This window comes from Rubellimicrobium roseum, assembly GCF_006152145.1.
GTDB classification, from domain to species: domain Bacteria; phylum Pseudomonadota; class Alphaproteobacteria; order Rhodobacterales; family Rhodobacteraceae; genus Rubellimicrobium; species Rubellimicrobium roseum.
Map to the genome: position 1 here is coordinate 75,593 of NZ_VDFV01000006.1, position 11,137 is coordinate 86,729.

Here is an 11,137-nt window from a genome sequence, read left to right on the forward strand (position 1 = left end):
GTCCTTATGGTCTTTGCTTCTCGGAGCCGGTCCAGGTCAGCGAAAGCCGTCAGGCAGTCTTCGTGTCACAGCCGGGTTCACTGCCGAGGAGGTCCCATGTCCATCACCAAGCGCTTGCTTTTGTCTGTCGCGTTCGCCCTCGCCGCAGCGCCCGCCATCGCGCGGGTGAACATTCAGGTGGCGGGCTCCTCGACCGTGCTGCCCTATGCGTCCATCGTGGCCGAGGCCTTTGCCGACAACACCGACTTCCGCACCCCGGTGGTGGAAGGCGGCGGCACCGGGGCGGGCCTGTCGCGCTTCTGCGACGGCGTGGGCGAGAACCAGATCGACATCGCCAATGCGTCCCGCCCCATGCGCCCGGGCGAATGGGAGGAGTGCCAGTCCAACGGCGTGAACGGGATCCTCGAGGTGCGCATCGGCTACGACGGTCTGGTCTTCGCCACGCCCGAGGACGCCCCCACCTTCGCCTTCACGCCCGAGCACTGGTTCAAGGCCCTGGCCGCCCGTTTGCCCGTGGACAACCAGATCCTGGACAACCCCCACACGCTCTGGTCGCAGATCGACCCCGCGCTGCCCGACCAGGAGATCCTGGCCTTCATTCCTGGCACCAAGCATGGCACCCGCGAGGTGTTCGAGGAGAAGGTGATCCTGGCCGGCTGCGAGGCGTCTGGCGCTTGGGACGCGTTCTTGGCGGCCCACGCCGGTGACGAGGACGCGGCCGAGGCGGCCTGCCTGGAGCTGCGCACCGACGGCCGCTCGGTGGACATCGACGGCGACTACAACGAGACCCTGGCCCGGCTCCAGGCCAACCCGGACGGCATCGGCGTGTTCGGCCTGGCCTTCTACGAGAACAACACCGACCGGCTGGAGGTCGCGACCATGGGGGGTGTGCCCCCCTCGACCGAGAGCATCGCGAGCGGCGAGTACTCTGTCTCCCGCCCGCTCTTCTTCTATCTCAAGACGGCCCATATCGGCGTGATCCCCGGGCTCAAGGAGTTCGCCGAGTTCTTCGTCTCCGATGATGTGGCCGGTCCCGAGGGCCCGCTGTCCGAGTACGGCCTCGTCTCCGACCCGGAGCTCGTCACCGTTCAGCAGGCGGTGGCCGAGGAACGAACGATGCAAGCACCCATCGAGTAAGCCGTCATGACCTTCCAGGATGAGATCGCGGCGTTCTTCGACAGCTACATCGATGCGTTCGCGCGCTGGGATGCCGATGCGGTCTGCGATCTGTGGGAGCCGGTCGGGCTCTTTCCCTCGCCCGGCGGAAACTTCGCCATGGATCGGCAGACGTTTCGCGGCCATTGCGCAACGCTCATGGACTTCTACCGCCAACAAGGCGTCGTTCGCCCGGTGGGGGAGCTGCTCTCCACGGCCGAACTCTTCCCGCACGTGGCTGAGGCCCGCATGGCCTACCGCATGAAGGGCGAGGGTGCCGAAACGGTTGCCGAGTGGGAGCACGTCTACCTCCTGCGCCGCACTGACCGCTGGCGAGTGACGTTGACTATCGCTGACGGCGAGATGGCGGCATGGGCGGCACGCGGCGCCCAGCCCTGAGAGCTCTAGACTGCGGTGAACAGCGCTAGTGTTGGAAGGGGCAAGCCCCCAAAGTGCGAGCCGAGGGTAGGGGGTTGAGGCCGCTAGGCGTGCCTACGCTTCCGCCTGTCCACTGCGTGTCTCTGCTATCGCAGAGGGTTGCTCCTCTGCCATCGCAGAGGGTCGCTCAGCGGCGAGTGCTCAACTGCGTTCGCAAGGATCGGAATTGGCGCAGGTCGTAAAGACCAACGCGGTCAAGCGGACGTACACGAAACTCGGTGATTGCGCTCAGCGGACATGCTCAGATCTGTCACTTTCCGGCGCCGGACGGCCGTTTCTGGCGCGTGAAGCATCTCAACGGCACCTACGCTGGCGCAAACGCAGCAGCGACATAGGTGTCCTCCATGAGATTTGCTCCCTTTGCCCTCGCGGCCGGCCTGATTGCGGCCGTGACTGCACAGGCTGAACCTACGGTGCCCCCGCAGGCCGACTGGGACGCCGCGCGCCAGACAATCACCACGGATGAAGGTCTCGACCTGGCTTATGTGGAGTTGGGCACCGGCGAGGGCGTGCCGCTGATTCTCCTGCACGGCTACACCGACAACAGCCGCAGTTGGTCGCTGCCCGCGCCTTACTTGGGCGATCGGCCCATCTATGCTCTCGACCTGCGAGGTCATGGAGCCTCGGAGGCGCCTGAGTGTTGCTACGGGCTCGACTCGTTTGCCCATGACGTGATCGACTTCATGGACGCCAAGGGCATCGAGAAGGCCGACCTGGTGGGCCACTCGCTGGGTTCCATGACGGCGGCCATCGTTGCGGCGACTGAGCCCGAGCGCGTGAATAAGCTGGTGCTGATCTCCTCGGCCATGAAGACGCCGCAGGGATCGGGCGACTGGCTTCGAGAGAACGTGCCTGCCCTCCAGCACCCCATCGATCCCGATAGCCAGTTCATGCTCGATTGGTATTGGAACCCGACTCCTGTCGATGAGGACTTCCTCACGCGTGAGCGGACGGAAAGCGCCGCGGTGCCGCAGCAGGTCTGGATGGGCGTGCTGAACGCGCTGAGCATCACCGACTGGTCGGCCCTAGCTCCCCAGATCACCGCGCCGACGCTCATCCTGTGGGGCGACCAGGACAGCCTCTTCGGGGCTCCGGAGCAGGAGGCGCTGCGGGCGGCTCTGCCGCAGGCGCGGTTCGAAGCGTTCGAGGGCTTGGGACACAATATGTTCTGGGAGCAGCCCCAGCGGGTGGGCCAACTCCTGACCGGGTTCTTGGACGAATAGCGGATCACGGGTCGCGCTCGGGGCGAAAACATGGCTCTGCCGAAGCGGTCCAGTTCCGCACTGAAGTCACGATGCTGGAGGAGGCGCCGATGACATCCCAGCAGGACAAGCACGCCCGCTTCGTGGCGCTCCATGCCCGCCCCGGCGCCTTTGTGATCCCCAACCCCTGGGACGCGGGCACCGCGCGCATCCTGACGCACCTGGGCTTCGAGGCGCTGGCCACCACCAGCGCCGGCCTGGCCTTCGCCTTGGGCACCCGCGACTCATCCGCTGCGCTCGACCGCGACACGGTGCTCAGGAACGCCGCCCAGATCGTGACCGCCACCGACCTGCCCGTTTCGGCTGACCTCGAAGACGGCTTTGGACGCAGCCCCGAGACCTGCGCCGAGACGATCCGCATGGCCGCCCTCGCGGGTCTCGTCGGCGGCTCCATCGAGGACGCGACCGGCAACCCAGCCGCTCCGATCCTCGACGCGGGGCTCGCGGCCGAGCGCATCGCCGCGGCCGCCGAGATCGCTCGAGGCCGTCACTTCGTTGTCACTGCCAGGGCCGAGAACTTCCTCTGGAGCCGTCCCGACCTGGGCGACACGATCCACCGCCTCCAACGCTACCAAGAGGCCGGAGCGGATGTTCTCTATGCCCCGGGCCTGCCGCACTTGGACGCGATCCGTACCCTGTGCCAAGAGGTCGATCGCCCCGTGAACGTTGTGCAGGGCCTGTCGGGGCCAACCTGGAGCGTGGCGGAACTGGCCGCAGTCGGCGTCAAGCGCATCAGCGTCGGCGGCTCCTTCGCCCGCGCCGCCTTGGGCGCACTGATCCGCGCGGCCGAGGAGGTGCGTGACCACGGCACCTTCACCTACGCCCGAGATGCCGTGCCGGCCGTCGCCGTTTCGGCGATGATGACCCCCCGCGATCGCAACGCAAGCTGATGCCGGCTTCTGCCAAAACCGCTGTCAGGCCAGCGCCGTCCAGCCTTCGTTCGCGCCGCGCGCCATCCCGATGTCCTCGCCCTCGATCCATCGCACTACGGTGGCTTCGCTTGGGCGTACTGGCCTTTGTCCTAAGGTTGGCGTGTCCGCAAGGGGATCGCTGAACGGACAGTCTCGACCTCTCCGGCCGTCCCTTGTTATAGCAGGTGAAAACCTGTCTCACATAGCTGGTACGGTGATCGTCTCATTGAAGGGAGGCTTTGCGGACCTTCTGGCAATTCAGAAAGCCTGTCGCCCGGTGAGCTTCACTGATCTCCAAAGCTGGGGTGTCGGTCAGACGTAGGGAAGGAGCGGACGCAGGTAGGCCAGCGCTCCGAAGAGCAGGATGCCCACGGCGGCCAGGAGCATCAGGAGCGACCAGATGCCCTTTCTGCTGGAACGGGAGACGATGAACGTCAGCAGCAGGAGAACACCGCAGGCAAGCTGAAGGGCCACAAACGCCCACGTCATGGCGCCTTCCTCCGTTCATCCTTCGGCGTCGCGGAGCCCCGGCAGGCAAACCCTGGAGCTACCCCAACCGTCCCACGGCGATCTCCAACTCACACTCATGGACCGGCTTCTTGACGACAGCTTTGGCAGGAGTGCCGGCCGGAACAGATCCTGCGTCGCCCGACACGATCACCGTGGGAATGCCCTGCTCGGCCAAGGCATCGACCAGCCCCAGACCGGTTGGTCCGTCGGCAAGGTTGAGGTCGGTCACGACCAGGTCAGGCGGGCTCTCGGCGCATCGCGCAAGGCAGTCGCATGCCGTGACCACGGTGCCCTCGACCGTGTGCCCTTGGGCGCTCAGCATCTCCTCCAAATCCATAGCGATGAGCTTGTGATCCTCGACGATCAGGATGTTCATCCTGCGCACCTCTCGTCTTGACCCAGGAGGAACCGGCCACGGAGCGCCAAGGTTGCCGGGCATCTCGTTTGTTACACCAATGCAGGCGAGTTTTTGCTGCCGGGTTCGGCTGCGGACTTTCCTTCACAGCTGCCGCCAAACCACGGCGTTCAATCAGGTCTTGGCCGGAGCGGTCCAGCCCACCCGCTTGAGGGTGTCGAGCAGCGTCGAACGCGGCACTCTGAAGCTCCGACATACCGACGCTTTGCTCGCGCCGCCGTCGAGCGTGGCCGTGATCTGCTCGATCTGCTCAGCCGTGAGCGTGGGCGGGCGGCCACGACGCCGGCCACGGCGCTTGGCGGCCGCAAGGCCGGCGATGACGCGTTCACGGGTCAACGCCCGCTCGTACTGGGCGAGCGCGCCAAAAATCGAGAACAGCAGCTCTCCGTGGGGGGTGGCTGTGTCCATCTGCTCCGTCAGAGAGCGGAATGCCACGCCCCGTGACTTCAGGTCGGTGACGATCTCCAACAGGTGCGGAAGCGAGCGGCCGAGCCTGTCCAGCTTCCACACCACGAGGGTATCGCCTTTCTTCAGATACTCGATGCACACCCTCAATCCCGGCCGGTCGTCGCGAGCGCCGGAGGCTTTGTCCTGGTGAAGATGTCGGTCGTCGACCCCTGCCGCGATCAGCGCGTCGCGCTGAAGGTCGACCGATTGGCGGTCATCAGCAGACGAGACGCGCATGTAGCCGACCAGCATGTACGGAAAACCTCTCATCGCGAGTACCCGCGCAACATACCAAACCGACAGGGTTTGTCGCGCAGAAAACGCCGGATCCGGGAAGGGATGGGAGGCAGCCTGTCCAAGGGTGACGGCAAACATGTGTTTGGCGACGCCCACCCAGCTCACCCGGCGCTTAGCGTAGTTCCGTGCCCGTTCCATGTGCCGAGCCCGTCCTGTGATCCGCGAGCAGACTCGTGATATCGTTCTAGAGACGATCTTGGAGGCCGCGAATGGCCATCCGTGCAACCTGGTGTTTGGTGACACTGTTGGGATTGGCCACCTCGGCCACGGCACAGGGCTGCCGCCTGGCTCTGGTTCTTGCGCTCGACGTGTCCTCATCTGTCGATGTGCATGAAGACCGGCTTCAACGTGGCGGGCTGGCGCAAGCCCTGGTGGCTCCAGAGGTAAGGCGAGCCTTCCTGACCGGGGATCCGGTGGCGCTTTACGCCTTTGAGTGGTCGGATGAGACCACGCAATCCTCGCTGTTGCCAAGTTGGCAGATGGTCCGATCTGAGGACGACCTGACCCGTATCGCCCTGACGATCGCCACGAGCCGACGCCCTGGCAGCAGCCGTCAGACCGCGCTCGGATCCGCGCTCGCCCATGCCGCGGGCGCGCTCGAGGCTGCCCCGGCGTGCCGGGCCTGGACGGTGGATGTCGCGGGGGACGGGATCAGCAACAACGGACCTTCGCCCCGGGCTATCTACGAGGCTGTCCCGCTGTTCGAAACCGTGACGGTGAACGCCCTCATCATTGTCACGCCCCGGACCAGGCAGGCGCTGGTGAGTTGGTTCGAGGCCGAGATGCTGCACGGCTCTGGCGCCTTCTGGATCGAGGCCGACGGCTACGAGGATTATGAACGGGCCATGCGGGCCAAGTTGCTGCGCGAGTTGAGCCTGCCGATGGTGAGTGGCTTGCCCCCGACCGGGTACGATGGGCCGTGAGGGAGGACCGGGATGGTCGTCGGCCGGGACACCCCCTTAAGGCACTCACCGCTCTTGGGCTGACCTGGCCCCCGGTTGGGCGTCACGCCCGGTCCAGGGCGGGGATGGGCCGACCCTGCATGATGGCGCGGACGCGCTCCTGCATCTGCTGAGCCTCCTCGCGCCGGTCCTCCGGGTAGGCCTCGATGGGCGGGAAGCCCCGGTAGAGCGCCTGAAGGGTCACATCCCGGCCGATCGGCGCCGCTGCGGTGCTCCCGCCCGATCCGTGCTCGACGACCACCGAGACGGCATAGCGCGGGTTGTCGAAGGGCGCGAAGTCCACCCAGAGCGCATGATCGCGCCGTTCCCAGGGCAGGTCCGCGTTGGAGGTCACGCCCCGCGCGCGCTCCTCGGGCGTGATGCGGCGGACTTGGCTCGTGCCGGTCTTGCCGGCCATCTGCATGCCTTCAGTCACGATGCGCGAGCGCGCCGCGGTGCCCCGCTGGTGGTTGACCACGTCGAACATGGAGGCGCGCACCCGGCGAAGCAGGTTCTCGTTGAGGCCCAGCGGCTCGCCCGCGCCCGAGGGCTGCTCGGCACCGTTCACAGTCTTGACCAGCCGCGGCTTGACCGCCCGGCCCGTGGCGATGCGCGCCGTCATCACCGCCAGCTGGAGCGGCGTGGCCAGCACGTAGCCTTGGCCGATGGACGCGTTCACCGTGTCCCCCACGCGCCAGACATCATCGTGCTGTGCCTGCTTCCACTCGGCGTTGGGCGCGATGCCTTCGGAGACCGCCGACATGGGCACGTCGTGCCGGACACCGATGCCCAGCCGCTTGGCCATGGCCGAGATGGCCTCGATGCCCGCCCGCTGGCCCACCTCATAGTAGTAGCAGTCGCAGGAGAACTTGAGGCTGTCGTGGAAGTCGACATTGCCGTGCCCGCCCGACTTCCAGCAGTGGAACTTGATGCCCGACACGTTGGTCACGCCCGGGCAGTAGACCGTCTCCTCCGGGCTGATCGCCCCCGCCTCAAGCGCGGCCAGGGCCGTCACCATCTTGAAGGTGGAGCCCGGCGGATAGGCGCCCTGCACCGCCTTGGCCGCCAGCGGGTGGTAGATGTTCTCGTTCAGACTGGTCCAGTCCAGGACCGAGATGCCCCGCACGAAGAGGTTGGGGTCGAAGGAGGGCGCGTTGCCCACGGCGAGGAGATCTCCGGTCGCGCAATCGATGACCACGCAGGCCGCGCTTTCGCCGGCCATCCGCGCCTCGACGTAAGCTTGCAGGTGCGCGTCGATGGTGAGCTGGATGTCGGTGCCGGGGATGCCTTCGTCTCGCGAGAGTTCCCGCATCACGCGGCCTGTGGCATTGACCTCGATCCGCTGGGTGCCCGCCTGACCACGGAGTTGGTCCTCGAGCTTGGCCTCGACCCCCGTCTTGCCCAGCTGGAACTTGGGGATCTGGAAGATCGGATCGGGGTCCTCCATCAGGCTCAGGTCGTAGTCGCTGACCGGGCCCACGTAGCCCACCACATGTGCGGTGTCGGCACCCTCGGGGTAGTGGCGCGACAGACCCACCTCGGCGGTGATACCAGGCAGGGCGGGCATGTTCGCCATCACTCGCGCCACATCGTCCCAGGTCACGCGGTCCTTGACCGTCACGGGCACAAAGGAGGCCATGCGCTCCATCTCACTTATGGCGCCCTCGATCTCCTCGGGGGTGAGGAGCATCACGCGGGCCAGCCGGGCCAGCGCCTGCTGCGGCTCGCCTGCGGCCTCGCGCACGATGACGATGCGGTAGACGGGCTCGTTGGTGGCGAGAGGCACGCCGTTGCGGTCGAAGATCAGGCCGCGCGCGGGCGGGATCAGCCGCATGTTGACGCGGTTCTCCTCGGCCAGAAGCGCGAACTCGTCGGCCTGGTCGATCTGAAGCTCCTTCATCCGCCAGCCCAGCACGCCCATGAGCCCGAGCTGCGCGGTGCCGAGGAGCGCCGCGCGCCGCGTCATGCGGGGCCAGACGTCGGACGTGTCGGTGCGCTGTCGCCTCATGGATGGCTCCCAAATGCGCCACCTTGCCTTGAGGACGATGCCTCGGATTCGCGTCATCTCCAAGAGAAGTTCGGGGCCTAGGCACTTGCTGCCAGCTCCCCCAGACTCTTTCTCCTCGAAGATCCACTCGCAGCCCGCCCGAGCGAGGGCATCCTCCCTACAGGTCCAAGTTCTGTATGCTGGCGGATCCGCGGACGTAGCCTATCAGCACGTCAGAATATCGGCGCACTAAGGTATATCGGACGACTGATTTCCTGACATAGATTTCGGACAGGAAAGTGCCTTAAAAGAGGAGCCTGAAGCAGTCCGGCCACCTATGTCCATCATACGAACGGACACTGTTGGCGAAGTCAGGATGAGGCAGCGAGCGCGATAAAGCACGAGCTGTGAGTAGGCGCATGGAACCGGCTAGCGGGCTCCAGAGCCGCAACATCAACGTTTGATAGGCACCCGGCTCCGACTTCGCCAACAGTGTCCGAACGTTTGGCGGACATGGCTCGTGCAACATCGGATCGCCATCTGCAGCCTGAGATCTCTGCCCTTCAAAGCGGCGCTGCACCGGACCGAGATTGTTGGGCGGCTCATGACATAGCTGCATGCCGGCCTTCTTCTGAGGGCTGATGCGGGAGAAGGTGCGGCTGCTTACCTAGGGGTCACTAGCAACAAAAGCTGAAGCGAGTCTGGGCCATCCGGGCCTGGAGCACTGACAAAGGACGATCCCTATGACCTACCTCTCCCACACTGACCGTGCCTCGGGCGGCATCTCGGTCGGGCAAAGCCTGTCCAATCTGAAGGCGAGCCTCACCCGGCGCTGGACCCAGTTCCGGACCTACCACCGGACCCTGAACGAGCTCTCGATGCTCAGCGACCACGAACTCGCCGACATCGGCATCCACCGCGCGAACATCGGTGACGTTGCCCGGGGCTTTGCCTCCCGGGCCTAAGACGGTCTGGTCAGGGGCTGCTCCCTACCATTGAGCCACCTCTCCAGACGACACGGCGGCGCCCGATGACCCGGGCAGCCGCCTTTTCTTTTGGCTGGGAGCAGGAGCCATGAAGGCCGTCTGGCCTGCCGTTTCGTCAGCCTCTCACGATATCCGTCTGACCGACGCTCGGGGACACCAGCTCTGGCGAACTGGTCTGAGCTTACCCGTAGTTGTGGGCCACAGCATTGCGATGACGTGTGGTAAGGAAAATGGTCATTCGAAAAGTTGTCTGGCTCATTCGTGGTGAGAGCGCGGCGGACAACTCCTCCGCCATACCTGTCTCACATGACCTTGCTTCTCTCCCCGAAACCGGCAATCTCCACCTCGTCTGAAACAGGTTAGGTCGGTGCGGTTGGCCCGGCCCCCGCGCAAGTGGGTCCTTCCGTCATTCCGTGACGGCCCAAGACCTTCACCGCCCCGCAGGAATGCGCGGCGCAGCAAAGGACTTGGACATGCATCAGCAGATTTCGGTCATCACGCTCGGCATCACCGACCTTCCCCGGTCGCGGAGGTTCTACGTGGAGGGGTTCGGCTGGACGCCCGTGTTCGAGAACGAGGAGATCGTCTTCTACCAGATGAACGGCCTCGTGCTGGGCACGTTCAGCAAGCCCTCGCTCGAGTTGGACATGAACCGCTCTGGCCTCCTCACCCCGGGCGCGTTCTCCCTGGCCCACAACGTCGCCACCCGGGAGGGCGTCGAGCCGTTGATGGAGCGGCTGGTGGCCGCGGGAGGTCGAGTGCTCCGGGAGGCCGATGCACCGCCGCACGGCGGTTTCCGTGGCTATGTCAGCGACCCTGACGACCATGCCTGGGAGATCGCGTGGAACCCGGCCTGGACCATAGATGAGCACGGCATGGTGCAGTTCGGTCTCTAGGAGTTAATTCCGCATCGTTTCACTGGGGCTTGCCCCTGCGAGGTGTCCGTCGTCAGGTGATTTGAGACTGATGGCGTCGCTCAGGATCGGAGGGTCTGGTCCATCTGGGGGTTGAGGTTAGGCGGCTGCGGCGTGATGCTGCAAGCGCCGGTGGGTCAGGGTTTGTTTCTTGATCCGCTCGCGTTCGGCGAGGATGGCCTCGCCCCGGCCGTGGTAGACGTCGGCGGGGGTGAGGTTCTTCAGGCTCTCGTGGGCGCGGCTGTGGTTGTAATGCTCGACGAAGGCTGAGACCTGCTCCTCGAGGGCGCCGGGCAGGTAGTAGTGCTCGAGCAGGATGCGGTTCTTCAGGGTCTGGTGCCAGCGCTCGATCTTGCCTTGGGTCTGCGGGTGACGAGGCGCGCCGCGGATGTGGGTCATGCCTTGGTCCTCCAGCCACTCCGCAAGGTCGCTGGCGATGTAGCTGGAGCCATTGTCGCTCAGAAGCCTCGGCCGGTGCCGGATCTTGACCTGGTCGAGCCCGGAGGCGGCCAGAGCCAGGTCGAGCGTTTCCATGACATCGCTGGCCTGCATCGTGGCGCAGAGCTTCCAGGCCACCACGAAGCGGGAGAAGTCATCGAGCACCGTGGACAGGTAGTACCAGCCCCAGCCCGTCACCTTCAGGTAGGTGAAGTCGGTCTGCCAAAGCTGGTTGGGTGCCGTGGTCTTGTCTTTGAACTCGTCGGCGGCCTTCACGACGATGTAGGCGGGGCTGGTGATGAGGTCGTGGGCCTTCAGGAGGCGATACACTGAGGCTTCAGAGACGAAGTACTTCTGCTCGTCGGTGAAGCGCACGGCTAACTCTCGAGGTGAGAGCTCCGGCTGCTCGAGAGCCAGCGCGATCACCTTGGCCCGG

12 protein-coding genes are annotated in these 11,137 nt (G+C 65.4%); 7 read left to right on the forward strand and 5 right to left on the reverse strand.

Annotation, left to right across the window (positions count from 1 at the left end):
* Positions 1 to 96: 96 nt before the first annotated feature.
* From FHG71_RS07770 to FHG71_RS07785, 4 genes are all read left to right on the forward strand, one after another.
* The gene (locus FHG71_RS07770) at positions 97 to 1,137 is read left to right on the forward strand and encodes a substrate-binding domain-containing protein (RefSeq protein ID WP_139081063.1); all 1,041 of its coding nucleotides are present in this window, start codon (positions 97 to 99) and stop codon (positions 1,135 to 1,137) included.
* A gap of 6 nt (positions 1,138 to 1,143) precedes the next feature.
* The gene (locus tag FHG71_RS07775) at positions 1,144 to 1,554 is read left to right on the forward strand and encodes a Cif family virulence factor (protein WP_139081064.1); all 411 of its coding nucleotides are present in this window, start codon (positions 1,144 to 1,146) and stop codon (positions 1,552 to 1,554) included.
* Between the two features lie 383 nt (positions 1,555 to 1,937).
* The gene (locus FHG71_RS07780) at positions 1,938 to 2,816 is read left to right on the forward strand and encodes an alpha/beta fold hydrolase (protein ID WP_139081065.1); all 879 of its coding nucleotides are present in this window, start codon (positions 1,938 to 1,940) and stop codon (positions 2,814 to 2,816) included.
* Positions 2,817 to 2,905: 89 nt separating this feature from the next.
* Entirely contained in the window at positions 2,906 to 3,745 is an 840-nt protein-coding gene (locus tag FHG71_RS07785; protein WP_139081066.1) for an isocitrate lyase/PEP mutase family protein, read from the forward strand.
* A gap of 333 nt (positions 3,746 to 4,078) precedes the next feature.
* On the opposite strand, the gene FHG71_RS23485 is transcribed toward FHG71_RS07785, so the two are convergent.
* The 3 genes from FHG71_RS23485 to FHG71_RS07795 all read right to left on the reverse strand — a co-directional run bounded on the left by FHG71_RS23485 (position 4,079) and on the right by FHG71_RS07795 (position 5,573).
* Positions 4,079 to 4,255, reverse strand: coding sequence for a hypothetical protein (locus FHG71_RS23485; protein WP_176559333.1), 177 nt, complete (start codon positions 4,253 to 4,255; stop codon positions 4,079 to 4,081).
* Between the two features lie 58 nt (positions 4,256 to 4,313).
* Positions 4,314 to 4,652: a response regulator gene (locus FHG71_RS07790; protein WP_176559334.1), complete on the reverse strand. Its 339-nt coding sequence runs from the start codon at positions 4,650 to 4,652 to the stop codon at positions 4,314 to 4,316.
* A 153-nt stretch (positions 4,653 to 4,805) separates the two neighbouring features.
* Complete coding sequence (locus FHG71_RS07795) at positions 4,806 to 5,573, reverse strand: recombinase family protein (protein WP_425467338.1); 768 nt, start codon at positions 5,571 to 5,573, stop codon at positions 4,806 to 4,808.
* A gap of 71 nt (positions 5,574 to 5,644) precedes the next feature.
* Here FHG71_RS07795 and FHG71_RS07800 point away from each other — a divergent pair, with 71 nt between their 5' ends.
* Positions 5,645 to 6,358, forward strand: coding sequence for a DUF1194 domain-containing protein (locus tag FHG71_RS07800; protein ID WP_139081068.1), 714 nt, complete (start codon positions 5,645 to 5,647; stop codon positions 6,356 to 6,358).
* 82 nt (positions 6,359 to 6,440) lie between these two features.
* Here the strand turns inward: FHG71_RS07800 and mrdA are convergent, their stop codons facing one another.
* The gene (mrdA, locus tag FHG71_RS07805; RefSeq protein WP_139081069.1) at positions 6,441 to 8,384 is read right to left on the reverse strand and encodes a penicillin-binding protein 2; all 1,944 of its coding nucleotides are present in this window, start codon (positions 8,382 to 8,384) and stop codon (positions 6,441 to 6,443) included.
* A 722-nt stretch (positions 8,385 to 9,106) separates the two neighbouring features.
* Between mrdA and FHG71_RS07810 the strand changes: the two genes are divergently transcribed.
* Together FHG71_RS07810 and FHG71_RS07815 are read left to right on the forward strand one after the other, a co-directional pair.
* Positions 9,107 to 9,328: a DUF1127 domain-containing protein gene (locus FHG71_RS07810; RefSeq protein ID WP_139081070.1), complete on the forward strand. Its 222-nt coding sequence runs from the start codon at positions 9,107 to 9,109 to the stop codon at positions 9,326 to 9,328.
* A 494-nt stretch (positions 9,329 to 9,822) separates the two neighbouring features.
* Entirely contained in the window at positions 9,823 to 10,245 is a 423-nt protein-coding gene (locus FHG71_RS07815) for a VOC family protein (RefSeq protein ID WP_139081071.1), read from the forward strand.
* Positions 10,246 to 10,362: 117 nt separating this feature from the next.
* Here the strand turns inward: FHG71_RS07815 and FHG71_RS07820 are convergent.
* Positions 10,363 to 11,137: IS3 family transposase (locus tag FHG71_RS07820; RefSeq protein ID WP_139081072.1), on the reverse strand; the 775-nt coding region annotated here is incomplete at its 5' end.